We start from the raw sequence: 25,605 nt of genomic DNA, 5'->3' as shown, positions 1-25,605 counted from the left end.
GCAATCAATAAAGAAAGTTATGAAACAGAACAATATATTTTTCAGATATTTTAGCCCGGTTGCTGTTCAGCAGAAACTTTATGCCGCTGCTTGGGTTGCCTTGTTGTCTTCTTCTGCTTACGAGGCAGAAGCCCAGGTTGGCGAACCTTTCATTCATGATCCTTCTACCATTGCCCAGTGTGATGGAAAGTATTATACCTTTGGAACGGGTGAAGGTGGAATCTGGTCGGAGGATGGCTGGACCTGGCAGGGTGGTGCTGTTCGTCCCGGAAGAGGAGCGGCTCCTGATGTGTTGAAGATTGGCGACCGTTATCTTGTAGCCTACAGTGCTACGGGTGGTGGATTGGGAGGCAGTCATCGTGGTGATGTCCTGACGATGTGGAACAAAACGCTCGATCCGAAATCGCCTGATTTCAAATATACTGAACCGGTGGTGGTAGCTTCTTCATTGGATGATGAAGATTGTGATGCCATTGATGCGGGCTTGTTGCTCGACCCTACTACCGGCAGACTCTGGCTCAGCTATGGTACCTATTTCGGATTTATCCGTCTGGTAGAACTTGATCCGAAGACAGGTAAGCGGATGGAAGGCAACGAACCCGTCAATATCGCCATCGACTGTGAAGCTACTGATTTGATTTACCGCAACGGCTGGTATTATCTTCTCGGCACTCATGGCACCTGTTGCGATGGTCCTAATTCTACCTACAATATCGTGGTGGGACGTTCGCGAAAGATAACCGGTCCATACGTAGATAATGTGGGCAGAGAAATGTTGCAGGGCGGAGGAAAGATGGTGATTGCAGCCAATAATCTGAAGACGGGTCCCGGTCACTTCGGACGCTATATTGAGGAAGAAGGTGTGGAAAAGATGTCGTTCCACTATGAGTCTGATTTCAGACAGGGAGGACGAAGTGTGTTGGCTATCCGTCCTTTGTTGTGGAAGAACGACTGGCCTGTGGCTGGTGATGAATTTCATGCCGGAACCTACGAGATAGAATCGGAACGAAGAGGCTATGCCCTGGAGATTGCCGTAGATTTCGTGAGAATGCAGCGGGATATCGAACCTTTCTGGATAAAGCCAACCAAACCTTTGAAGAACATCGGACCTCAAACCTTGAAGGAGGTAGAAGCAGGATGGCCTAAGGGCGAGGTGAAGGTAAGAATGAACGATTACATGTTCCGTCCTCATCAGAAGTGGAGTATCATGCCTGCCGGAAAGGGTGGTTATCTGGGTGGCCCTTATTATAAGATCTGCATAGAAGGCACTACCCGTTATCTTACCGCAACCGCTCAGCATGATGTCATTGCCAAATCTGAGTTTACTGGTGAAGATGCCCAGCTTTGGCGCATCGAACAACTTACCGATGGCACCTATCGCATTATGCCGAAGGCTATACCAGGCACAGAAGAGAAACTGGCATTGGTTTCATTAGGCGACTGTACCCCAGGCTTGGCTCCTTTTGATTTCAACAGCGACAATTCTAAATGGAATTTCAGACAACAATAAATTCATGATGATTTGATAAGTTACTGAACTTTCGCATATCTGGAAGTTAAAGGAGTTAAGGAAGTTAAGGAGTTAAGACGTATGTCTTTCAGTTTAAAAACTATGCTAAAAAAGACTATTGTCTTAACTCCTCAGCGACCGTAGGGAGCGATAACACCTTTAACTCCTGAACTTCAAAACTGGAATAAGTTATTTTAATGGTCTTAGAAACCTGTATTATTTACTTCTTAAATACAGTTCTGTGTGGTTGTCGGCAGCTGCCGGCAATCTTGCTGTCATATATCCGCAAGGTTGCTGCCATATGCCAGCAACCTTGCTGGCAATTGCCAACTATTAAATAAATCTAATTCTTATGATCAATAGATACAGCTTCTGTGATTATTTCATATATTTGCAGAAGATAATAAAACAAAGCAACTATGGACTTAAAGTATGATGTTTATACTATTACCAATGCTGAGGGTAGTGGTGAGGAACGTAAATACGTTCGATTGAAGCAGTATGAGGCGATGACGGCTCACGAACTGGAAGCCACCATCCAGCAAAGATGTTCACTCACCAAGGGTGATGTGGCTGCAGTGTTGTCTGAACTTCATGACATTGTCGTGTCTGAATTTTCTATGGGACGCAGGGTTTATATTCCCGAACTGGGATATTTCTCGCTTGCTGTAAACCTGGAAATGCCTGCGGATAAGCCTAATAAGAAGATTACGGGAAAGGAAGTACGTTTGCGGGGAATCAATTTCCGTCCGGAGGCTGGGCTGTTGAGGGAAATAGATAGAAATATCCATTTCGTCCGTTCCCAGTATTCCAGTCGTTCAACAATTTTTACAGAAGAGAAGCTTTGGGCAAAATTGCAGGAATATTTCCAGAAGAACCGTTATCTCACCATCAAACTCATGAGGATACTGTTTGGACTGTCTCGTCATATGGCACAAAAGTGGATAAATCACTTCATAGCCAAAGGCTTGTTGGTAAAGGATGGTACTCCCCGTTCACCGATTTATTTCTTGAATAATAAAACGGAATAGTTGAGAATATGAAGGGAAATAAACCATATATCATCAAACGGTTATTTCTATGTGCTCAATACCCGACAGAGCCTTTCTGATAATTGTATTCTACAGATGATGCTGTCTTTTGCAGTCGAAATACTATCTTAAGTATTTGGAACAGTACAAATCATAAACCCTCTAATAAAATAAACAAAAGTATGCTAAAGAATTTATCTCTCATTGCCCTTTTGGGCATCGCTGTAGTTGGCGTTCCAAGTGAACTCAGCGCCAAGAGCGTAAAGGTGGCAGGCACTCAGAAAGGTACGGCTGCCAAGTCTGTCACCCGTCAGGTGGCTCAGCAGAATGTAACCATTGAATTCTATTCTCCATCCATCGTCCGCATCTTTAAATCTGATGCTGGACTTGGTGCTCCCGTTCAGAAGAAAAGCTATTCTGTCATCTTGAAACCTCAGCAGATGAAGGGCATTCAAATACAGGAAAACGGAGATATTGTAAAAATCAATTCTAGTTTTATTTCCGTTGAACTGAATCAGCAGACTGGCGAAATCCGCTTCCTTTCGAAGGATGGAAAGCTGCTGCTTACCGATACGAAGACCCGTCTGGAAGCCCGCAAGGATGAAGCCAACAAGGGCAAGTACCGCATAGAGCAGGACTTCCGCCTTGCTGATGACGAGGCCATCTATGGCTTGGGACAGTTGCGTGATGTTTACATGAATCAGCGTGGTCGCCAGAACATCGAACTCTGGAATCATAACACCTATATCGCCATCCCTTATTTCACCAGTGAGAAGGGCTATGGTCTTTACTGGGACAATGCTGGAAAAACCTATTTCAATGATGTAGTAGCATCCAAGAACAATAGCAACCGGCCATCATGCACTTCCTTTACCAGCGAAGTGGGAACCTGCGCCGACTACTATTTCATGTACAAGGATGGTACGCAGGATGGAGTCATCGCCAGCATCCGTGAACTCACCGGACAGGCTACGATGTTCCCGAAATGGGCGATGGGCTTCTGGCAATGCCGCGAGCGCTATAAGACCAGTGATGAACTGGCTGGCGTGTTGGACAAGTATCGCGAACTGAAGATTCCTACTGATGCCATCGTGCAGGACTGGCAGTATTGGGGATGCGACTCCAACTGGAATGCGATGAAATTCCAGAATCCATATTATATAAATAAGGTAGGCGACCCAGCCTATGCCAAGTATCTTCCTACCGATATGAAGCAGATGAAGGCGCAGGGAGAACCCCGCCTGAAGAGTCCGGAAGAGATGGTGAAGTATGTTCACAAGAATGATGCCCATCTGATGATTTCCATCTGGGCAAGTTTCGGTCCTTGGACAGAGCAGTATCGTGAACTGAAGAAGATGAATGCCCTCCTTCCTTTCGATACCTGGCCAAGAAACAGTGGCGTGATGCCATACGATGTCTTCAATCCGAAGGCTCGCAACCTCTACTGGAAGTATCTTACCCACCTCTACCAGATCGGCTTTGATGCCTGGTGGACCGATTCTACGGAGCCTGACCATTTTGAGAAGCCGGGCGATGAGAACTATCAGACCTTCGATGGTTCATGGTTGGGAGTGAAGAACGCCTTCCCATTGTTGCACAACAAGAGCATCTACGAGCACCAGAGAGCGATGAAGGGCAACACAAAGCGTTCGCTCCAGATGACCCGAAGCGGCAGTCTCGGTATTCAGCATTATGGCACCATCTGCTGGAGCGGTGATGTGGTGGCTTCCTGGAACGAGATGAAGAATCAGATTCCATCGGGCTTGAACTTCTCGCTCTGCGGTATCCCATTCTGGAACACCGACCTGGGTGGTTTCTTCTACTGGGAGTTTGAACAGAATCCAAAGAACCCTGCCATTCAGGAACTGCAGACCCGCTGGATGCAGTGGGGAACCTTCATGCCATTGATGCGCAACCACTGTTCTTCGCCGATGGTAAGCGAACTGTATGAATTCGGAAAGCCGGGCGACTGGGCTTATGATGCTATGATTAAGGCCATCAAGCTGCGCTATCGCCTTTTGCCTTATATCTACAGTACGGCTGGCGACTGTGTACAGAATAGCGGAAGCATGATGCGTGCCCTGGTGATGGATTACGCCCACGACAAGAAGGCTTCCCGCCTGAACGATGAGTATCTCTTCGGCCGCAACATTCTGGTGAAGCCGGTAACCGATCCTTTATACACCTGGAAGGATAAGGAGAAGAAGGGTCATACCATCTATCCTGATGTAAGGAAGGCAGCTGCGCCTGTGAATGTTTACTTGCCGAAGGGTAATAAATGGTATGATTTCTGGAGCAATGCCCAGTATGAGGGCGGTCAGGATATCCAGCGCCTTTGTCCTATCGACATCATGCCTGTATTCATCAAGACAGGTACCATCCTGCCATTCGGTCCTGAAGTGCAGTATAGTTCAGAGAAGCCTTGGGATGAGCTGGAAATCCGTGTCTATCCTGGTGCAGACGGTTCGTTTACGCTCTATGAGGACGAGGGTGACAACTACAACTATGAGAAGGGTAAATTCTCTGAAATCAAGTTTGTTTGGAATGAAGCAGACAGAACCCTGAACATCGCTCCACGTAAGGGCAGCTATAAGGGAATGCTCCAGCATCGCAGATTCCACATCGTACTGGTGGATGCCAATAGTGGTGCGGGCGATCAGCCTATGCAGGCAAGCAAGAGTGTGGAATATGACGGAAAGGCTGTAAAGGTACAGATGTAATTTACATAATTGAAAGTATTTGATACTTGTGATAAAATAGTATTCTGCTTTTTTTGTTTACCTTTGCAGTGCAAATAACAATTTAATATACTAATAGCTTAATAGTAATTACAATGAACAAGAATGTTATATACGCAGCTTTGATGTTTGTGGTAACTATATCCTCCGGCAATGCCTCAGCGCAGCAGTTGCCTTATCAGAATCCAGCCCTCTCGGCTCATGAAAGAGCGGTAGATTTATGTGGTCGTCTCACTTTGGAAGAGAAAGCTTCTCTGATGCTGGATGATTCACCGGCTATCCCGCGATTGGGAATCAAGAGATTCCAGTGGTGGAGCGAGGCACTGCATGGTGTGGCGAACATGGGAGATGTAACCGTCTTTCCGGAACCTATCGGAATGGCAGCTTCGTTTAACGACAGAATGGTGTATAGAGTCTTTGATGCAACATCTGATGAGATGCGTGCCAAATGGAATGAACTGCAGCAGAAGGGAGGAGATGTAACCCGTTTCCATGCCCTCTCTGTCTGGACTCCAAACGTGAATATCTTCCGTGATCCTCGCTGGGGACGTGGACAGGAAACCTATGGTGAGGATCCTTATCTTACCAGTAGGATGGGATGTGCCGTGGTGCGCGGATTGCAGGGACCTGAAGATACTAAATACCGCAAACTCTGGGCTTGTGCCAAGCACTATGCAATTCATAGCGGACCAGAATGGGCTCGCCATACAGACAATATTACCGATGTCACGCCGCGTGACCTTTGGGAAACTTATATGCCTGCCTTCAAATCGCTGGTGCAGGATGCCAAGGTGCGCGAGGTGATGTGTGCCTATCAGCGTTGGGATGATGAACCATGCTGCGGCAACACCCGTCTTTTGCAGCAGATTCTCAGGGATGAGTGGGGATTCAAGTACCTGGTAGTTTCCGACTGTGGCGCTGTTACTGATTTCTGGGAGAATCATAAGGTTTCGAGCAATGCCAGAAATGCAGCAGCTAAGGGCGTGCTGGCTGGCACGGATGTGGAGTGTGGATATAATTATGTATATAAGTCGGTGCCTGAGGCAGTGAAGTATGGTGCCTTGACAGAAGATGAAGTTGATAAGCATGTGATTCGTCTGCTCGAAGGTCGTTTCGACTTGGGTGAGATGGATGACAACAAGATAGTATCATGGTCGAAGATTCCAGTATCTGTGCTTTGCAGTAAGGCGCATCGCCAGCTCTCGCTCGATATGGCTCTGCAGACCATGACGCTGCTCCAAAACAATAATGAGGTTTTGCCTCTCAATAAAAAAGTAAAGAAGATTGCTTTCATCGGACCAAATGTGGATAACGAACCGATGATGTGGGGAAACTATAATGGTACTCCACGACAGACAATTACCATCCAGGATGGTATCAGGAGTCGTTTGAAGAAAAACCAGGTTGTCACCTTTAATGGATGCGACTTGGTGAACGACCAAGTTTTGAATTCTTACTTCGACCAGTGTAGCATGGATGGCAAGATGGGCTTTAAGGGCACTTTCTGGAACAATCGCAAGATGGAAGGCAAGCCTGTTACCATCACCCAGGAGAAGAATCCTGTGCAGGTAACGACCTATGGTCAGCACTCCTTCGCTCCTAATGTGAAGCTGGTGGGCTTTTCTGCAAAATATGAAACCGTGTTCCGTCCTAAGCAGACAGACAAGGTGTTGCTCGACGTGGCTGGTTGCGGTCACTACGAGGTATATCTGAATGGTGAGAAGAAGGCAGAGCATTCTATCTGGCGCACTACCGAGAGTCGTATCGAGTTCCAAGCCGAGAAGGGCAAGGAGTATAAGATAGAGATTCGCTATCACGAGATGCCAACCTATAATGCGGACATGAAGTTCAATATCGGTCATGAGAATCCTATCGACTATCAGGCTTCGCTCAAGCAGTTGAAGGATTGCGAGACTGTAGTCTTCGTAGGTGGTATCTCTCCACAGTTGGAAGGTGAGGAAATGCCTATCGAGATTTCTGGCTTCAAGGGTGGTGACCGCACCAACATCGAATTGCCTAAGGTTCAGCGCAATTTCCTGAAGGCTTTGAAGGAGGCTGGCAAAAAGGTTGTCTTTGTCAACTGTTCGGGTTCTGCCATTGCCTTGACTCCAGAGACAGAGAGTTGCGATGCCATCCTCCAGGCCTGGTATCCTGGTCAGGAAGGTGGTGAGGCTGTGGCTCGTGTACTCTTCGGAGAGTATAATCCTGCTGGCAAGTTGCCTATTACGTTCTATAAGAATTCAGAGCAGTTGCCTGATTTCAAGGATTACAGCATGAAGGGCAGAACCTATCGTTATATGAACGATGCGCTCTTCCCATTCGGTTATGGTTTAAGCTACACTTCTTTCCGTATAGGTGATGCTACACTTTCCAACTCTATCTTGAAGAAGGGTGAAAAGATTACGCTGAAGGTACCGGTAAGTAATGTTGGAAAGAAGGATGGAACCGAGATTGTGCAGGTGTATGTGAAGGATCCTGCTGATACCGAAGGACCATTGAAGAGCTTGAAGGCTTTCGAGAGAGTGGAGGTGAAGGCAGGAAAGACTGCTGAGGCTGTCATCACGCTGGATAGCAGAAACTTCGAACTCTTCGATGCTGCCACCAATACCGTGCGTGCCAAGGCAGGAAAGTATGAGGTTTATTACGGCAGCAGTTCGGCTGATAAGGATTTGAAGAAACTGGATGTTTCTATTGAATATTAAGTAATGGTATACATATACTGCTTTCAATAGTATCAATCCAATAAAATAATCGAATTATGAAAAGAATCCTTTGTTTACTTATTGCAGCCATCTGGCTCTGCACTTGCTGGGCAGGGAATGGCAAGAAACCCATTGTCTGGGAACAGCCGATGGCAGAATCGAATCAGCTATTTAATGATCCTTTTCAATCTCAACTCAACATCTATCGTGTGGAATTCGCAGATGATGAAACACGAGTGTTCATGCACATCACTTTTCGCCCACACTATTGGGTAAAGTTTGTGAAGGAAACCTATCTCCTTGCTGATGGCAAGAAATATCTCGTCAAGAGCTGTGATGGACTGAAACTTGACGAAGAACACTATATGCCTAGCTCTGGCAAGGAGGATGTGGTCTTCCATTTCGCACCGCTCCCCAAGAAGACCCGAAAGTTTGACTTCCTGGAAGGTGACGGCGAACAGAACTTCAAGATATTTGGCATCGAGAGTATCGATACCCGCATCAAACAGCTCTTCTCCTCGCTTTGGCGCAACGATGCGACCGGCGATTGGGAGATAGGATTCTATGAAGATTTCGCCATCTACGACTGCCGTTACTGGCAATACAAGCAGAAGAATCAGAAGGGCGACAAGTACTCTTTCATCCTTACCGATGGCAAGAGCGACCTGGCTGTCAACATCGACAAACCTCAACATGGCAAGCGCACGATGAGCATCAACGGCAAGAAAGCCGAATATTCGCTCATTACCACTTCCACCCTTCCGGATTATCCGCAGAAAGATGAAACCACAAGTGTGAAGGATACTCACAACAAGCCCGATACGGCTATTGTTGTGGGATGGCTCAGAAATATGCCTAAGGAACTTTGGGATAGAGGACAGGAGTATAGTGTGACGTATTATGATCTCTTTTCCACATTCAAGGAAGTGAGCAGTTACAGCAAGCTCGATTCTCTTGGCAGATTTGAAATCAAAGTACCACTCATCAACTCTACCGAGGTTTTCATGGACTGGAAACATACTTATATCAACACGGTATTGGAGCCAGGTGAGACCTATTATCTGCTCTATGACTTCAAGTCTGGACATTCCATCTTCATGGGTAAGAACTGTCGCTTGCAAAACGAACTGCTGGCGCATCCTATCCCAATGATTAACGCAGACTATGCAGGTAATGAGAATAAGGTTCCAGCCCAGGAGATGATGCAGATTCTTGAATCCAGATATAAGGAGGCTGAAGGGAACTTACGAAAACTGATAGGAGAATCGGCATCTATCTCCAAATGTTATCAGGACTATACTGCCCGATATCTTCTCTGTAATTATGCATCATCAATCTTACAAGGAGCATATCACGTAAAAGACCATATTTTCCCTCAGGAATATGTGAGCCAAGTGGAAAAAATATGGAAGGAGATTCCGCAGCCTTATACTCAGTTTCGTGACTATAATATGCTGACTAATGATCTCATCGGCCAGGAAAGAAGGTTAAAGTACAGTACCCCCATGGGAAGGACCTATGGATTCTTATCCACCAATTCTTATCCGGAACTGTTGAGAAAGCACAAGGCTCTGGGGGATATTGCGATAACCGATTCAGAAATTGCTACGGTGGAACAATGGGCTAAGAATCTGGATGCCATAACTATCAAGCAATATCAGACGACAGATGCCAAGGAGCAGGAGAAAATAGTAAAAGCTTTTTCCAACTCAGTCCTTGACAAGCGCGCTACGGCTATCATTGGTAGAGAAGATATTGCCAAGATGCTTAAGGATGAGACTCCTCTCATCGATGTATATTATGCCCAGCATATAGCTGATAGCATGGGATGCAGCCAGCAGCAGAAAGATGTCATCATCACCAAAGCCCTTCTTCAGATGTTGGAAAGACTAGCCATGCCACTCAATAGTTATGGTCTTGACCTGGCAGAACACAGCATCAGTTCTGAAGTTCTCAGGGAGAAAGTATTGGCAGAACACCGTAAGTACCTGTCTTTGCAGAACAGGGATATAACAGCTAGTCTCAAGACAGCTCCTCAGGGTATGAGCGATGGTGAGAAACTTCTTCGCCATATATTGGAACCTTATAAGGGAAAGCTTGTATTGCTGGATGTCTGGGGAACCTGGTGTGCCCCTTGCAAGGAGGCTCTAGCCCATTCGAAGGAAGAGTTCGAACGCCTGGCGCCATACGATGTGGTATATCTATACATGGCAAGCAACAGTCCTGAAGAGTCATGGAAAAATATCATCAAACTGAATGATCTGGTTGGCGACAATATCGCCCACTACAATTTGCCAGCGCCTCAGCAGAGTGCCATCGAGAACTATCTCAACATTCACTCCTTCCCATCCTATCGCCTCTTCGACAAGGAAGGAAATCTGGTAGATGTGAAAGTGGATGCCCGCCAGCTTGACAATCTGGAGAAAATCATCAAGGAACTGAGTAAATAAAAAATGATGACCTCGCAAAACGCGGGGTCATCTTTTCTATTATTAAGGATTATCTATCAATAGAGCATCCATATTGTTCTTAATGGGTGCAAATATACAAATTAAATACGAAATTGCACTCTGCTCAGTGCAATTAATCCTTCTTTTCGCACACGTATAACTTTTTTCGCTAAAAAACTTTTTTCACGTATGTGGTCGATGCCTATCTATAGTGATTGCCAAAAGTAAGGCTTCATTTCACATACTTTCATTTAGTTTAGCCCCATACATAGAGGTTTTCGCCCTAAACTAAAAAAATCACAAAGAAAATACATTTTACTCCTGAATATATTCCCTATTCTCAAAGAAAAATATTATCTTTGTATCTGTTTAAAGATTAACAAGTAAACATGAATACAGAGCAACAAAAGATAGAATACAAGAGTCTGCAAAAGATTCGAACAGGAGAGAAAGGATTCAAGGAGCTCTCCACTACTTGTGTGGCTTTAGCCAATGCACAAGGTGGACAAATTATGATTGGCGTAGAAGACAAGACCAAGAAGCCTGCTCCCAATCAAGTTATATCGCAAGAAGAGGCAAATAGTGCCGTTACAAGGTTGCGTGGACTTTGTTTCAATGTTGGTCTTGCAGTAGGCGACGTATGTGCAGACGAAACTGGCAGCCAGTACTTTGCCATCACAGTATTCCCTTCACTCCATTCATATGCCACCACTTCTGATGGCAAGATGTATATCCGTGTCGCTGACAAATGTGAGCCGGTTCGTAGTGAGGATATCCAACGTGTTGGAGAAGAGAAAGGAGCTTTCCAATGGGAACTTGTACCAACACAGTTTGAGTTGGAAGATGAGAATAAGACGAATCTCTCAAAATTCGCTAATGATATACGCCAATCTGATAGAGTGAAGCAGCATATCAAGCAGCTCGATGATATGGAAATTGGCGAACAGTACGGATAAAGAAGTTGTTCGCCTGATGGATTATGTTGACCATAATTATCAGCTTTCCCAAAAGAACAAGATAGCTTTCGGCATCATAGCCAGAGAGAAACGCATTGCCGCAACTGATTTATCTAAAATCCTCCAGCTATCTGCAGAAGAACGATTGAGAAGCTATATCGATAACTTAGACAAAAGCAATCTGATAACGAAAGGTGGCGTCAAGAAAGGATCATTTTTCCAAATCAATACAACTTTGCTGAAAAATGCAAAATCTAACATTGTTACTAGTTTGAAGACTATAGAACCACATGTTCTTAAGGCACTAATTATGGAAGATCTCCGTGTGCATCCTTTGAGTAAAATATCTGATATAGCAGAGCGCATTCCTGATATAGATATGAAAGAGATTCGAAAGATGCTCTATTCTATGGTTGGGAAGGAGATAGAAAAAGAGGGCACTCGATTTGATAGTAAATATTATATAAAGTAATGGCATAAAAAAAAGGTCTGAAAAAGAAAAAACTGTTAAAAATCATGTATTGGGCTAATAATCAGCGACTTTCTTTTTTCAGTATTCTTTTTCTACTCCTATATTTCATAAAAGAGATTTTAAGTCTCGGTATAAGAACAGACATTACGATGGAAACAAAGGATACCATCTATGTGATAGAACTGAAATTTAATAAGTCGGCACAAGAGGCTCTTGACCAAATTAACAATAAGCATTATGCTGATGCTTTTGCCCTAAAAGGCAAAAACGTGGAAAAGATTGGTATGAACTTTATGATTGATGAAGATAAGACTATCGTATTGGATTGGGTAAAATATTCCTGCTAAAAAATGAGGGTGTGTCATAAGTCCATGACACATCCTCATTTTTTTCTTGTTGGATGCTGATAGCAGTGCAGGCTATCAGCCTATGCTGGCAAGCAAGAGTGTGGAATATGACAGAAAGACAGTAAAGCTACAGATACAAGTGTTACATCATATAAACTATTTGAAACATGTGAAAAAGTAGAATTCAGTTTTTTGGCTTACCTTTGCAACCACAAATAACAATTTTAATATACTAATAATTAATTTAAATCATAAAATGACCAGATACAGAATGATTTTATCCCTGCTTTTGGCTGGCATGGGAACTGCAGCAACAGCACAGAACATCAACTTGCCAATCATCCAGACCAAGTACACGGCCGATCCTGCACCTTATGTGCACAACGATACGGTTTATCTCTATACCACCCACGATGAGGATGGGGCTGAGGGCTTCCTGATGAAAGACTGGCTGCTCTATACCTCAACGGATATGGTAAACTGGCAAGATCGCGGTGCCGTGGCTTCATTGAAAGACTTCAAGTGGTTCAAGGGCGAGAATGGTGCCTGGGCAGAGCAGGTCATCGAGCGCAATGGCAAATGGTATATGTATTGCCCTATCCACGGTCATGGCATCGGAGTGCTGGTAGCAGATAGTCCATTCGGACCTTTCAAGGATCCTATCGGAAAGCCTCTGGCATGGGAGGGTGACTGGTTCGACATCGACCCTACCGTATGGATAGATGATGATAACCAGGCTTACATGTATTGGGGCAACCCGGAGTTGAAGGCAGTGAAACTGAACGAGGACATGATTTCTTATTCTGATTCCATCATGCACTTCCCGAAGATTCAGGATTATCAGGAAGGTCCTTGGTTCTGGAAGCGCAATGGCAATTATTACTTGGCTTATGCTTCTACCTGCTGTCCTGAGGGCATCGGTTATGCGATGAGCAAGAATCCGCTCGGACCGTGGGAATATAAGGGACATATCATGAACCATACGCCTCGTACTCGTGGCAATCATCCGGGCATTATCGACTATAAGGGCAAGAGTTATTGCTTCGGTTTGAATTATGACATCTTCCGTTTGAAGACGGGACGTCATGCCGAGCAGCGTTCTGTATCTGCTGCCGAGATGACTTACAATCCTGACGGAACCATCCAGGAGTTGCCATACTTCCAGGACTGCAAGTTGGAGCAGATAGAATGGTTCAACCCTTATCGCCAGGTGGAGGCTGAGACGATGGCTTGGGGCTATGGTTTGAAGACGCAGCCTAAGAACGAATGGGCGCAGAAGGACAGATGGAACCAGGTGGTTACGAATGTTGATGAGGGAAAGTATATCCTTGTTAAGGGTGTTGACTTCAAGAAAGGTGCAAGTAAGTTTGAGGCTTCTGCCTCCTGCCACATGTTGGGCGGCAGCATCGAAATCCGTCTTGATGGGGTTAACGGCCAGTGCATCGGCAAGGTGGATATCAAGAACACCAAGGATGAATACAAAACCTTCTCTACTCAGGTGAAGAAGGTAAAGGGTGTTCATGATCTCTACTTCGTCTTTAAGGGAGGCGACATCCAGAAGCAGAACCTCTTCTTCCTGGACTGGTGGAAGTTTGGGGAGTAAGATAAACTTAATAAAGTTTTTGAAACATTCGATAAAGTCATTATGATTGTTTTTTCGTAATTTTGCAGCGTTAAACGAATAAACAATCATAATGATGAATACAACGAAAAACTTGGCTCTAAGAAAGCCGTTACTGATGAGTGCATGGCTGCTTGCCATGCAGGGTGCTACCTATGCACAGAACCCAATCGTGCAAACACAGTTAACTTCCGACCCAGCACCTCTGGTTGTCGGAGACCGCCTCTATGTATATACCGGTCATGATGAAGATAAGGCTGACTTCTTCTGGATGAACGAATGGCGTGTGTATTCCACCAAGGATATGGTGAACTGGACAGACCATGGTTCTCCGCTCGACCTCAGTTCTTTTTCCTGGGCAGACGACCGTGCCTGGGCAGCACAGACCATCGAACGAAATGGAAAGTATTACTGGTATATCTGCGCGCACTCTAAACTGACGGGCGGAATGGCTATCGGCGTAGCTGTGGCAGATTCTCCTACCGGTCCGTTCAAGGATGCGCTGGGCAAACCGCTTTTCGATAATGGAAGTTGGGACAATATCGACCCAACGGTTTGGATGGATGAGGATGGTCTGGCTTATCTCTATTGGGGTAATCCGCATCTTTACTATGCCAAACTGAATGAAGATATGATCAGCTTCAAGGGTGGTATAGATGCTAAGTCAGCTGTTGATGAAAAGCGTGAAGTGGGCAGAATCGTGATGACTGAGGAGGGATTCGGTTCGCCTGACGTGGAGAAGCGTGATTCTACCCGAAAATATAAGGATTGCTACACAGAGGGACCTTGGTTCATGAAGCGTGGCAAGAACTATTATATGCTTTATGCTGCAGGTGGAGTGCCTGAGCATATTGCTTATTCCATGAGCAAGAAGCCTTTCGGACCATGGAAGTATATGGGCGAAATCATGCCATTGGAAGATACGGGTTCCTTTACTAACCATTGCGGTGTGACCGACTTCAAGGGCAAGTCTTATTTCTTCTATCATACGGGTAAACTGGGAGGCGGATTCGGACGCAGCGTGGCTGTGGAAGAATTCAAATACAATGCCGACGGCACATTCCCAATTATCCACCATACTCAGGAAGGAGTGGCTCCTATCGCAACCCTCAATCCTTACAAGCGCCAGGAAGCAGAAACCATCGCTTTCTCTAAGGGAGTGAAGTCGGAGCAGACCGACGATACGGGTGTTTATATCTCAGAAATTCATACAGGCGATTATATCAAGGTGCGCGAGGTGGATTTCGGAAATGAAAGTCCGGATGCATTTGCCATCTCTGCAGCGTGCTCTTCGCTTGGAGGTTCGCTGGAGGTTCATCTTGATAAGGAAGATGGCGAACTGGTGGCAAAACTTGATGTTACCAAGACGGGTGGCTGGGAAAAGTGGAAGACTTTCTCGGCACAAATGCTAAAGAAAGTGACAGGAAAGCATGATATATACTTCGTATTCAAGGGATTGAAGGGAAGCAAACTCTTCAATTTCGACTGGTGGAAGTTTGAGAAGAATTTCGCCAATCCTGTGGTTTGGGCTGATGTGCCTGATGTGGATGTAATCCGTGTGGGTGACAGCTTCTATATGGTAAGCACCACCATGCATCTTATGCCGGGTGCGCCTATCATGAAATCGAAGGATCTGGTGAACTGGGAAACCGTGAACTATATCTTCCCTAAACTTACCGATTCGCCTAAGTATGACATGAAGGAGGGTACGGTGTATGGTCGTGGTCAGTGGGCCACTTCGCTGCAGTATCATCGTGGCAAGTTCTATGCGCTCTTTGCTCCGAATGATAATCCTGGTGGAGAGACTTATATCTGTACAGCCGATGATATCGAGGGCAAATGGACTATCCACAGCCGTTTGCAGCATTTCCATGATGCCGCTCTCTTCTTTGATGATGATGACAAGGCGTATGTGGTTTATGGTACAGGAGAGATGGTGCAGCTGAATGCAGACTTAACTAATGTAGTGCCTGGCAGCCATCGTAAACTCTTTGAGCGTGATGCTGATGAAACGGGTTTGCTCGAAGGCTCCCGCATGATCAAGCACAACGGCAAGTATTATCTCCTGATGATTTCGTGGCCACAGGGACATCCTCGTCGTGAGGTTTGTTATCGTGCTGATAAGATAACGGGTCCTTACGAAAAGAAGGTGATTCTGGAAACGGAGTTTGCCGGATTCAACGGCGTGGGACAAGGTACGATTGTAGATGATAAGGATGGCAACTGGTATGGCATCGTATTCCAAGACCGTGGTGGTGTGGGCAGAGTGCTCACGCTGGAGCCATGTACCTGGAAGGACGGATGGCCTATACTGACCGATGAGAAGGGCAATATTCCTGCCGAGATGCAGAAGCCTGTGCTGGGCTACGATGGCAAGGGACTCGTGTATAGCGACGATTTCTCGAAGGATAAACTGGAACTGCAGTGGCAGTGGAACCACAATCCTGTGGATAATGCCTGGTCGCTCACAGAGCGTAAGGGCTGGCTCCGCCTGAAGACATCCCGTATCGTTCCTAATATTTTCCTGGCTCCAAATACCATCAGTACCCGTACCGAGGGACCTGCTTGCGAGGGAATCATCAAGATGGATGTAAGCAAGATGAAGGATGGCGATGTGGCTGGTCTGTCAGCCTTCCAGGGTGATGCAGCCCTGCTTTCTATCGTAAGGGAAGGCAAGAAACTCTTTGTGGTAGGTACCAAGGAGAGTGTAGCTTTGACTGAAAAGGAAAAGGCTGTGACCGATGTGAAGCGTGAGGAGGTGTATCGCCAGCCTTTGAATCTGAAGCAGGATAAGGCAACGAAATCAAGCATCATCTATCTGAAGATGAGTTGCGATTTCCGTCTTCATCAGGATCTCGCCACCTTATTATATAGTATAGACGGCAAGACCTGGATTCCTGCCATCAAGGATTTCAAGATGCAGTATGATTATCGCCGCTTCTTCATGGGCACCCGTATTGCCATCTATAACTATGCCACAAAGGCTGCTGGCGGATATATAGATGTTGATTCTTTTGAGTATTCTAAAAGAAAATAGGTTTAAAGTTTGAGCTTTTTTAAATTTTAACGGCACAAAGTGAAGGAAAATCAAAAAGTTTCCTTATCTTTGTGCCGTTTTTAATAACTAATCAATGCTGATTTTATGAACAGAAATAAGATGATTTTGGGGGCTTGGGTCTTGGGACTCTTGTTTCCAATAGAGATGATGGCTAAGACAAGTTGCACAGATAATAGTACTCGACTTTGGTATAACGCCCCAGCCCAGCAGTGGCTGGAGGCTCTGCCTATCGGAAACTCACATCTGGGAGGTATGGTGTATGGCGGAACCACGGATGAGAATATCCAGTTGAATGAGGAGACTTTCTGGAGTGGCGGTCCCCATAGCAACAATAGCAGGAAATCCCTGGAGAATCTGCCAAAGGTGAGGGAACTCATCTTCAATGGCAGGGAAGAGGAGGCAGCGGCTCTCATCAACCAGACTTTCATCCCAGGTCCTCATGGCATGCGCTTCCTGCCGATGGCAAATCTGCATATCAGCATGAAGAATCAGGGAAAGGCTGAGCAGTTTGTGCGCAACCTGGATTTGAAGAAGGCGATTGCCACGACTTCTTTCGTGATGGATGGCGTAAGATATACCCGCACCACCTTTGCTTCGCTGGCTGATGGCGTTATCGTTTGCCACATCAAGGCGAGCAGAAAGGGGGCTTTGAATATCGATGTTACCCTGGATTCGCCTTTTGAACATCAGACTCAGAAAACGTCTTCCGGGGTTATGCTGAAGGTGAAGGGACAAGATCAGGAAGGCATCAAGGCAGCTCTCGCTGCCGAATGTGTGGCAGATGTAAGGGCGGATGGCACCGAGGCAACCATCATCGTGAGTGCTGCCACTAATTTTGTGAACTATCACGATGTGTCGGGCAATGCAGCCCAGCGCAATGCTGACTATATAAATAAGGTGAAACTGATGAGCTATGCACAGTTGGAGAAACGCCATGTGGAGGCTTACCAGAAGCAGTTCGCTACTTCTTCCCTGGTTCTGCCAACCGATGCCAATGCTTCGTTGCCTACCAATCAGCGCCTGGAGAAATTTGCAGGCAGCAAGGATATGGCGATGGTGGCACTGATGTATAACTTTGGTCGCTATCTGCTCATTTCTTCTTCACAGCCTGGTGGACAGGCGGCAAACCTGCAGGGTGTTTGGAACAACAGCAAAAATGCGCCTTGGGACAGCAAATATACCATCAACATCAATACGGAGATGAACTACTGGCCTGCCGAGGTAACGAATCTCAGTAACACCACGGAGCCTCTGTATTCGCTGATTAAGGATTTGAGTGTAACGGGAGCACAGACGGCTAGGGAAATGTATGGTTGCCGTGGCTGGATGGCACATCATAACACCGATATCTGGCGCATAGCGGGTCCGGTGGATGGTGCGCAGTGGGGCATGTTCCCGAATGGTGGGGCCTGGCTCACCACCCATCTCTGGCAGCATTATCTCTATACGGGCGACAAGGCTTTCCTCAAGCAGTGGTATCCGGTAATAAAAGGTGCCGCTGAGTTCTATCTCGACTATATGCAGAAGTTGCCGGGCACCGAATGGAAGGTAACTGTGCCGTCGGTGAGTCCGGAACAGGGACCTATGGGTAAGAGAACTGCCGTAACGGCAGGTTGCACGATGGATAACCAGATAGCCTTCGATGCCCTGACCAGTGCCGTGAAGGCTTCTGAAATATTGGGTGTTGATGAGGCTGAACGCAAGGCGATGCAGCAGCTGATTTCTCAGATTCCGCCAATGCAGATAGGAAAGTACGGACAGTTGCAGGAGTGGCTTGTGGATGCGGATGATCCGAAGAATGAGCATCGCCATATTTCGCATCTCTATGGATTGTATCCATCCAATCAGATTTCTCCTTTTTCTCATCCGGAACTGTTCCATGCCGCAGCCACCACTCTGAAGCATCGTGGCGACCAGGCTACGGGCTGGAGTCTAGGTTGGAAGACGAACTTCTGGGCACGCATGCTAGATGGCAATCATGCTTTCAGAATCATCAGCAATATGCTTCGCCTGTTGCCATCTGATGCGCAGGTAAAGGAGTATCCTGATGGCAGAACCTATCCGAATCTCTTCGATGCCCATCCACCATTCCAGATTGATGGTAACTTCGGAGTAACAGCCGGCATCGCAGAGATGCTCCTGCAGAGTCATGATGGAGCCGTGCATCTCTTGCCTGCCTTGCCTGATGCCTGGAAAGAGGGATGCGTAAAAGGACTTCGTGCCCGTGGCGGTTTTGTGGTAGACATGGAATGGAAGAATGGAAAACTGAAGCAGGCGAAGATTCGATCCACCATTGGAGGCATCCTGCGTCTTCGCTCATACGTACCGCTGAAGGCGAAAAAACTGAAGAAGGCAGAAGGAAAATGTCCAAATATCCTTTTTGCATCTGCAGAAGTGAAGCCTGTAATGGAACAGCATCGGATAGCAGAGGGAGTGAAGGTCCCTATTCCTGACGTATATGAATATGACTTGGAAACAGAACCAGGAAAGGCTTATCTGATTAAATAATGTCCTAAAATCACATTTGTTGCCATAAAAGTATCATTTTGTCCACCTCTGGTTGGATAATTATTCGTACTTTTGTGGCAATATTTTTTATAATAATCTTTTAGACCTATAAATGAGAATGAAGAAATTATTATTTGCAACCTGTTGCATCGCTTTTTTGAGCGGTTCTTTGGGAGCTGCGGCGCAGAAAAAATCTGCAGCCAAGAATGTTCTGACACAGACTTTGAAAGGGAAGTCTTGGTCTGCTGATAATGGTAATGGTACCTTTACAAACCCTTTGTTTTATGATGAGTTTTCTGACCCTGATATTATCAGAGTAGGGGAGGATTACTATCTGGCGGGTACCACGATGCACAGTGTTCCGGGACTGGTGGTTCTCCATTCCAAGGATCTTGTGAATTGGGAATTTTCTTCCTACTGTTTCGACCGATTCGATGATTCTGATGATTTCAATCTCAGAAACGGCAAGGAGGCTTACGGACAGGGTATCTGGGCGCCTGCCATCCGATATCATAACGGCAAGTTCTATATCTTCTCTAACATCAACGGACATGGTTTGCAGGTGTATATTTCGGACAGCGCCAAGGGACCTTGGACGCATCATAAAGTTAATGGTGATATCTACGACCTCTCTGTGCTCTTCGATGAGGATGGCAAGATTTATGCCGTGCACAAGTATGGCAACGTGACCGTTACGGAGTTGAAGCCCGATTTGAGTGGTCCGGTAGAGGGCAGCAGCAAGGTGGTGATTCCGGAAGGCAATGCGATGGGTGAGGGACATCATGTTTATAAAATCAATGGTATGTACTACATCCTCTCTGCCGATTATTCGCCGATGGGTCGTATGCAGTGTGCCCGAAGCAAGAGTATCTGGGGACCTTACGAAACCTGCGTAATCAGCGAGAGAGAATCGTATGGTTATGCTGCGGGATGGAGCGTAGGTAACATGGGCATCGGTCGTCCTTTGCCGGAAGATGGCTTCAAATTCCAAAACAACCAACCAAATGGCTTGAACCTGGGCTGTGCTACGATTCACCAGGGTGGCATCGTGCAGGCTCCTGACGGGAAATGGTGGGGCGTTTCGATGCAAGACTTCAATGCCGTGGGCAGAACCGTATGCCTGTCGCCTATCACTTGGGTTGACGGCTGGCCTTATTTCGGATTGGAGAAGAACCTGGGACGTTCGCCTCGTACCTGGTTCAAACCGAATGATGCGGTAAAAGCACCTCAGGCACCATACGAAAGATGTGATGATTTCTCTGGCAAGACTTTCAAGCCGGTTTGGCAGTGGAATCATAATCCGAACGACAAGATGTGGTCGCTGAATAAGGAGCGAAAGGGATGGCTCCGTTTGCATTCCATGCCTGCCAAGCAACTGCTTTGGGCAAAGAATACATTGACGCAGCGTGCCATCGGACCTGTTTCTTATACTTCTGTTAAATTGGATGCATCCCGCTTGAAGGTAGGTGATGAGGCTGGTTTGGGTGCCATCAATACGCCATACGCTTCATTGGGCGTTGTCAAGACGGATAAGGGGTTGAACTTGAGATGTTATGACCAGAATACCAACAAGGAAGTGTTGAAACCGTTGGCTAAAAGCAAGGTAGTTTGGTTGCGCCTTTGGGGTGATTATGACAAGAGCCAGTTGCAATATTCCTATTCTCTGGATGGCAAGACCTGGGAGAATATCGGCGAGCAGATGCTTTCGCCTTATCAGTTGAAGACCTTCCAGGGGGTACGTGTGGCACTTTATGCTTTCAATAAGAAGGATGTGAATGGCGGTGTGGCTGATTTCGATGATTTCAAGGTAGAGGAGCCGATGGCTGACAGAACAGCCAATCTGCCTATAGGCAAGACCATAAGATTCTTTAATCTCGCTGATGCCAGTCTGATGGATGCTACCGGACATGGATTGATGCATAGTTCCGGTAACCGAAAGGACATGAGAAATCAGGTGAAGTTTATTGTGGAGGATAGAGGTAAGGGAAAGATTGCTTTGAAGACGGCTGACGGACGATATGTTTATATTGCTGGTGCTGGTTTGTCTGGTGATGTTCGTCTGACTTCCGACTCTTCCAAGGCAGAGGAGTTTTTATGGCAGGATATGCTTTATAACCGCTGCATGCTTCTTTCTCTGAAAACGCAACGCTATGTGGGCAAGAATCCTGTGGATGGTAGTCCTTACTCTGCTGATTTTCAGGGTGCTGATGCAGGAATGAAAAATGGGTGTGTCTTCTCGTGGGAGATTGTAGAGTAATCTGTTCTTGAAAATATATAAAAAGAGCTTGACTCGTTTGGCTAGGAGTCAAGCTCTTCTTGTTTATCTTTTGTTTTATTTTTCTTACGTTCTATTCAAAATAGAAAGTCAATGCAATCATCTTGCTATGAGCACTTTTTGCCGCCTTCGTATAAGGCAACATGCTTTTGTCTTTCACTTTATTGATATAATTCTTGTCGTATGAGTCTGTTAATCCATACATGAACTTAAGTTCTGGTCTGAGCTTAAAGAATGGTAGGTAGAAATCGCATCCGGCACCAATTTCGAGGAACATTTCAGACTTCTTCAGTTTGATGTAATCATCGTTGTTTCCGCTAAGATTGATCATCGGATTCAATCCTGCCATGATGTAAGGTCGATGATTGTTAAATCTCTGTGCGCCAAAAATGAGGTTAAAAGCTGAAGAAATATATGCCGTTTTCATTTCCTGCTTTTCTTCTATGGGATTTCCTATACCATCTTTTTCCATCAGATTATGGAATGTGAGATGTCTCGTACCGAAGTACATGGCAGGAGCAATACGAAACTGGAAGTGGCTGTTTAGGCGGAATTCTCCCAAAACTCCTACCGTAAATCCCGCATCCCATCTGTCTTGATCTACCGTAACATTGGATTCCTTCTCATTACCATCTGCATCTATATAAGAAGTTAGTCCTGTATTCGTAAATTCTAAATCTTGGAAGTGGGTTCCAACCATAACGCCAAAATGGAATGGGCGCAAATCAGTATAAGGACGGTTTTCTACAGTCCTTTCTTGTGCCATGATTACTATGCTTATAGTCATGACTGCTAATATGGTCATTATCAATCTTTTCATATTATTATTAACGGATAAGTAGTCTACTTATTGCTTTGTTCTCTATTTCGATTATGTATAAATTGAAGTTTTCTCTTAAAAAACTTATACCTATTTGTAGGTATTCCGGAAAATATTATTATCTTTGCACCATCAAAATTAGGTATTAAACTATTGATGCGAATACATATTATTAACATTATAAAACATTAAGAATTATGGCATACGTAATTGGTGACGATTGTATCGCTTGCGGTACATGTATCGATGAGTGCCCATCAGGTGCAATCTCTGAGGGCGAGAAGTATTCTATCAACCCAGACCTCTGCACAGAGTGTGGTACTTGCGCAGATGTTTGCCCTAATGAGGCAATTAGTCTTCCTTAATTTTTAAGGATAGATACTTTTAGTTACATAAAACATTGAGAGCGGTTCCTCTGGAATCGCTCTTTTCTTTTATATGGACTTTGATTCACCCTTTATCCTTGCTTTATGTAGAAAAACGGCTGTTTCTCGTTCTTATAGAGGTATATACAATTATATGTTGCTGTTTAATGTACGTAAAAAGGCGATGAAGCTAAGTTCTTCACCGCCTTATATTTTTTCTAATCAAGATTTCTGTTAAAGAATTCTCTTGAGAAATTTCATGTTACTGAGCTGCTTCCTCTTCAAGACCCAAAGCCTTCTTTGCAAGAGAGTTGTTAGGATCAAGCTTAATCAACTTCTCGAAGTATGGTCTAGCAGTGTCTAAGTCATTCTTAGAACCCCAGTAGATGTAACCAGCATTCTTGTATGCCTGCATCAAGTAACCCTTTTCATCCTCATCATACTGCTTGCTTTCGAGTTCCTTGATTACCTTTTCATAGTTCTCAAGAGCCTTGTCGTCCAACTCATTCTGGAATGCGATGTTAGCAGCCTGCAAGTCAGCGTATGCCTTAATCTGTGGATACTTTTCAGCGAAGATGTTGTAAACACCGATAGCCTTGTCTACCCATACAGCCTTATCTGCGCCACCCTTCTGAGCTTTAGCATTGTAAATTTCAGCCATCTTAACGAAGTCAGAAGGAGCAGCGTTAGGGTTCTTCTCCATATAAGTCTGAGCGAACTCGATAGCCTTATCTTCGTTGCCCATAGCCTTGTATGTTTCAGAAATGTACTGGTAAGGCTTAACGTCTTCCTTATTCATTTCCAATGCCTTGTTGTACTGCTCCAAAGCCTGATCATACTTCTTGTTGCCAGCAAGGGCCAAACCGTAGTATGAATAGATGCTAGAGTTCTTCTTTACATCAGCGTTGTTGATGATAGCTGTTGCATAATTCAATGCATCCTCGAAGTTCTGTGTATCTACAGCTGCACGCATTGCCAAAATCTGGAATGCTGTATCCTTTGGATATTTCTGCATACCTTCTTTGCACAACTGAAGTGCCTCATCCTTCTTGTTCAAAATGTAAGCAGTGAAGCAGTATTCATAGAAGATATACTCTTCCATGGTGCTATGTTTTGCTTTTGAGAAATTCTCATAAGCCTTCTCATAGTTACCATTAGCATAGAATGTATGACCAGTCTCTGCCTCTACAGGATAGTCAGGATTGATTGTCTTCAATTTCTGCAAAGCTTCTGCGCTACCATTTGGGTCAATCTTCTGGTATACACGAGCATAGCTGATATAACCCTGAGGATTCTTTGGATCCATAATCATACACTGCTTGTACCAGCTAGCAGCCTCACCACCGTTGTCCTGCATAGCGAAGATATCACCTTTCAAGATATATGCATCACCATAATTCTTGAATTTAGCGATAACAGCATCTGCTACTGCATTGCCTTCAGTATACTTCTTGTTGATAACAAGGGCATTACCTAATGCAACAAGAGCCTTAGGATCTTTTTTGAAGGTCTTCTGATAGGCCTTAACTTCCTTAGCAAATTCTTTAGCATCAACGTTGCCTGCTTTCAATGTAGTCTCAATTGGCTTAAGTGCATCCTTATAGTTCACATCCTGAGCCATTGCAGGAGCTGCCAAACCCATGACGAGCAAACCTGCTACTAAATATTTAACTGCTTTCATAATTCTATTTTTAAATACTTTCCTTTATCAAAACATGCTTTGACTCCAGTTAGTAAGTTTTATTTTAATTTTATCGTATATTTTCTTCGCTTTCTTTTTCTTGTCTTGTTACCGTTTTACGTTAACAGTTCTTATAGTGATGTCACCTCTGTATGGCAGTAAACCCGACTTGAACACAATAAGCTGTCCTTTAGGGTTGGAAATGTAGTTGGCAAAACTCCAAGGCAAAGCCTTATGAGGGTCTACTACAATAGCATATATAGTTCTGACGAACGGATATCTTCCATCCAACAAGTATGCCTGATAAGGTTGCCAGCTATTTGAAGGCTTTGCCTCATCTTTCACGGATACTCTCATGACATGAATATTCTTTTTGAATGTGGTATTGGTTGAATCTCTACGATCATTTAACCAATTAGAACCAATCACACCAATAGACCCAGGATTTTGATCAACAAAGTCAATCACCTGTTTACTGGTTTTGGCAGCCATGATTTTGGCTCCCATTTTAGCTCCATGTAATACAGAATCTACCACGTAGTTAGTAGTAGCTGATCGGGTGTTGTCGAAAATGACTTCGATATAACCTCTTTTAGAGCCTGGTCTAATATCACTCCATTTTGTAACCTTTCCCGTTAAGATGTTCTTGATTTCATTTACTGTAATACAAGTATCCGTATTGTTCTTGTTTACAATGAATGCCAAACCATCGTAACCGATAGGGAATACAGAAGGAATAACATTACTTTTTGATTTCAAGTATGCTATTTCACTATCTTTCAAATTTCTTGTTGTGAATAATAGGGCTGTTTTGAAATCTTTAATCATCTGAAGTCCTGTGACTTCATCAGTATATTTTGCTTTGAGTTTGGCTTTTGGAAATTCAAACTCAAATTGACTCCTTTCTTCCTCAATGATAGGACTCAAACTTTCGTCAGCCACAAATTGTATTGTGCCTGAAGTAGGAGTGTCAGTTCTACCATCTTTGGCTTTCTTCTCGCCGCAAGACGAGAAGAAAGCCATTGATAGTACTGTTAATCCTATATAAATATAAGATATTCTTTTCATTCT

Annotated in this window: 16 protein-coding genes; 13 read left to right on the top strand and 3 right to left on the bottom strand. The window is 45.0% G+C overall.

From position 1 onward, the window contains the following. Positions 1-19: 19 nt before the first annotated feature. The 12 genes from ACQRBJ_RS00855 to ACQRBJ_RS00800 all read left to right on the top strand — a co-directional run bounded on the left by ACQRBJ_RS00855 (position 20) and on the right by ACQRBJ_RS00800 (position 21,650). The gene (locus ACQRBJ_RS00855; protein ID WP_445302639.1) at positions 20-1,510 is read left to right on the top strand and encodes a family 43 glycosylhydrolase; all 1,491 of its coding nucleotides are present in this window, start codon (positions 20-22) and stop codon (positions 1,508-1,510) included. A 419-nt stretch (positions 1,511-1,929) separates the two neighbouring features. Continuing rightward, on the top strand, positions 1,930-2,541 hold the full coding sequence (locus ACQRBJ_RS00850) for an HU family DNA-binding protein (protein WP_441936692.1): 612 nt from the start codon (positions 1,930-1,932) through the stop codon (positions 2,539-2,541). Positions 2,542-2,723: 182 nt separating this feature from the next. After that, positions 2,724-5,261 (top strand): TIM-barrel domain-containing protein, encoded by a 2,538-nt coding sequence (locus ACQRBJ_RS00845; protein WP_445302638.1) that lies wholly within the window; start codon positions 2,724-2,726, stop codon positions 5,259-5,261. Positions 5,262-5,374: 113 nt separating this feature from the next. Continuing rightward, positions 5,375-7,981 (top strand): xylan 1,4-beta-xylosidase, encoded by a 2,607-nt coding sequence (gene xyl3A, locus ACQRBJ_RS00840; RefSeq protein ID WP_445302637.1) that lies wholly within the window; start codon positions 5,375-5,377, stop codon positions 7,979-7,981. 56 nt (positions 7,982-8,037) lie between these two features. Further along, positions 8,038-10,431, top strand: coding sequence for a TlpA family protein disulfide reductase (locus tag ACQRBJ_RS00835; protein ID WP_445302636.1), 2,394 nt, complete (start codon positions 8,038-8,040; stop codon positions 10,429-10,431). Positions 10,432-10,820: 389 nt separating this feature from the next. Further along, entirely contained in the window at positions 10,821-11,387 is a 567-nt protein-coding gene (locus tag ACQRBJ_RS00830) for an ATP-binding protein (protein ID WP_294970720.1), read from the top strand. Then, positions 11,368-11,859 (top strand): hypothetical protein, encoded by a 492-nt coding sequence (locus ACQRBJ_RS00825; protein ID WP_295346665.1) that lies wholly within the window; start codon positions 11,368-11,370, stop codon positions 11,857-11,859. The genes ACQRBJ_RS00830 and ACQRBJ_RS00825 overlap by 20 nt, the downstream gene beginning before the upstream one ends. Positions 11,860-11,903: 44 nt before the next feature. Beyond that, positions 11,904-12,206, top strand: coding sequence for a PD-(D/E)XK nuclease domain-containing protein (locus tag ACQRBJ_RS00820; RefSeq protein ID WP_294970716.1), 303 nt, complete (start codon positions 11,904-11,906; stop codon positions 12,204-12,206). A 271-nt stretch (positions 12,207-12,477) separates the two neighbouring features. Continuing rightward, positions 12,478-13,809, top strand: coding sequence for a glycoside hydrolase family 43 protein (locus tag ACQRBJ_RS00815; RefSeq protein WP_445302682.1), 1,332 nt, complete (start codon positions 12,478-12,480; stop codon positions 13,807-13,809). Positions 13,810-13,903: 94 nt separating this feature from the next. Next, on the top strand, positions 13,904-16,864 hold the full coding sequence (locus ACQRBJ_RS00810) for a family 43 glycosylhydrolase (RefSeq protein WP_445302635.1): 2,961 nt from the start codon (positions 13,904-13,906) through the stop codon (positions 16,862-16,864). A gap of 105 nt (positions 16,865-16,969) precedes the next feature. Next, positions 16,970-19,393, top strand: a complete 2,424-nt coding sequence (locus tag ACQRBJ_RS00805; RefSeq protein ID WP_445302634.1) for a glycosyl hydrolase family 95 catalytic domain-containing protein — start codon at positions 16,970-16,972, stop codon at positions 19,391-19,393. A gap of 118 nt (positions 19,394-19,511) precedes the next feature. Next, a complete protein-coding gene (locus ACQRBJ_RS00800; protein ID WP_445302633.1) occupies positions 19,512-21,650 on the top strand; it encodes a family 43 glycosylhydrolase in 2,139 nt (712 codons plus the stop codon). Positions 21,651-21,741: 91 nt separating this feature from the next. Here the strand turns inward: ACQRBJ_RS00800 and ACQRBJ_RS00795 are convergent, their stop codons facing one another. Continuing rightward, complete coding sequence (locus ACQRBJ_RS00795) at positions 21,742-22,488, bottom strand: type IX secretion/gliding motility protein PorT/SprT (RefSeq protein ID WP_218416888.1); 747 nt, start codon at positions 22,486-22,488, stop codon at positions 21,742-21,744. Positions 22,489-22,685: 197 nt separating this feature from the next. Here ACQRBJ_RS00795 and ACQRBJ_RS00790 point away from each other — a divergent pair, with 197 nt between their 5' ends. Next, on the top strand, positions 22,686-22,853 hold the full coding sequence (locus ACQRBJ_RS00790; protein WP_006849139.1) for a 4Fe-4S binding protein: 168 nt from the start codon (positions 22,686-22,688) through the stop codon (positions 22,851-22,853). 262 nt (positions 22,854-23,115) lie between these two features. Here ACQRBJ_RS00790 and ACQRBJ_RS00785 read toward each other — a convergent pair whose 3' ends face one another. Next, the gene (locus ACQRBJ_RS00785; protein ID WP_445302632.1) at positions 23,116-24,534 is read right to left on the bottom strand and encodes a tetratricopeptide repeat protein; all 1,419 of its coding nucleotides are present in this window, start codon (positions 24,532-24,534) and stop codon (positions 23,116-23,118) included. 108 nt (positions 24,535-24,642) lie between these two features. Next, positions 24,643-25,602, bottom strand: coding sequence for a PstS family phosphate ABC transporter substrate-binding protein (locus tag ACQRBJ_RS00780; protein ID WP_445302631.1), 960 nt, complete (start codon positions 25,600-25,602; stop codon positions 24,643-24,645). Positions 25,603-25,605 lie beyond the last annotated feature (3 nt).

It is taken from the genome of Prevotella sp. SGI.167, from assembly GCF_050313615.1.
Classification (GTDB): Bacteria; Bacteroidota; Bacteroidia; order Bacteroidales; family Bacteroidaceae; genus Prevotella.
Note: the sequence above shows the minus strand (reverse complement) of the source record. Positions and strands in the feature narration are given on the sequence as shown.

Coding starts and splice junctions, on each gene's coding strand:
- ACQRBJ_RS00820 (WP_294970716.1), top strand. CDS start 11,904: ATGTATTGGGCTAATAATCAGCGACTTTCTTTTTTCAGTATTCTTTTT.
- ACQRBJ_RS00845 (WP_445302638.1), top strand. CDS start 2,724: ATGCTAAAGAATTTATCTCTCATTGCCCTTTTGGGCATCGCTGTAGTT.
- ACQRBJ_RS00780 (WP_445302631.1), bottom strand. CDS start 25,602: ATGAAAAGAATATCTTATATTTATATAGGATTAACAGTACTATCAATG.
- ACQRBJ_RS00810 (WP_445302635.1), top strand. CDS start 13,904: ATGAATACAACGAAAAACTTGGCTCTAAGAAAGCCGTTACTGATGAGT.
- ACQRBJ_RS00805 (WP_445302634.1), top strand. CDS start 16,970: ATGAACAGAAATAAGATGATTTTGGGGGCTTGGGTCTTGGGACTCTTG.
- ACQRBJ_RS00785 (WP_445302632.1), bottom strand. CDS start 24,534: ATGAAAGCAGTTAAATATTTAGTAGCAGGTTTGCTCGTCATGGGTTTG.
- ACQRBJ_RS00855 (WP_445302639.1), top strand. CDS start 20: ATGAAACAGAACAATATATTTTTCAGATATTTTAGCCCGGTTGCTGTT.
- ACQRBJ_RS00800 (WP_445302633.1), top strand. CDS start 19,512: ATGAAGAAATTATTATTTGCAACCTGTTGCATCGCTTTTTTGAGCGGT.
- xyl3A (WP_445302637.1), top strand. CDS start 5,375: ATGAACAAGAATGTTATATACGCAGCTTTGATGTTTGTGGTAACTATA.
- ACQRBJ_RS00795 (WP_218416888.1), bottom strand. CDS start 22,488: ATGAAAAGATTGATAATGACCATATTAGCAGTCATGACTATAAGCATA.
- ACQRBJ_RS00815 (WP_445302682.1), top strand. CDS start 12,478: ATGATTTTATCCCTGCTTTTGGCTGGCATGGGAACTGCAGCAACAGCA.
- ACQRBJ_RS00790 (WP_006849139.1), top strand. CDS start 22,686: ATGGCATACGTAATTGGTGACGATTGTATCGCTTGCGGTACATGTATC.
- ACQRBJ_RS00850 (WP_441936692.1), top strand. CDS start 1,930: ATGGACTTAAAGTATGATGTTTATACTATTACCAATGCTGAGGGTAGT.
- ACQRBJ_RS00835 (WP_445302636.1), top strand. CDS start 8,038: ATGAAAAGAATCCTTTGTTTACTTATTGCAGCCATCTGGCTCTGCACT.
- ACQRBJ_RS00830 (WP_294970720.1), top strand. CDS start 10,821: ATGAATACAGAGCAACAAAAGATAGAATACAAGAGTCTGCAAAAGATT.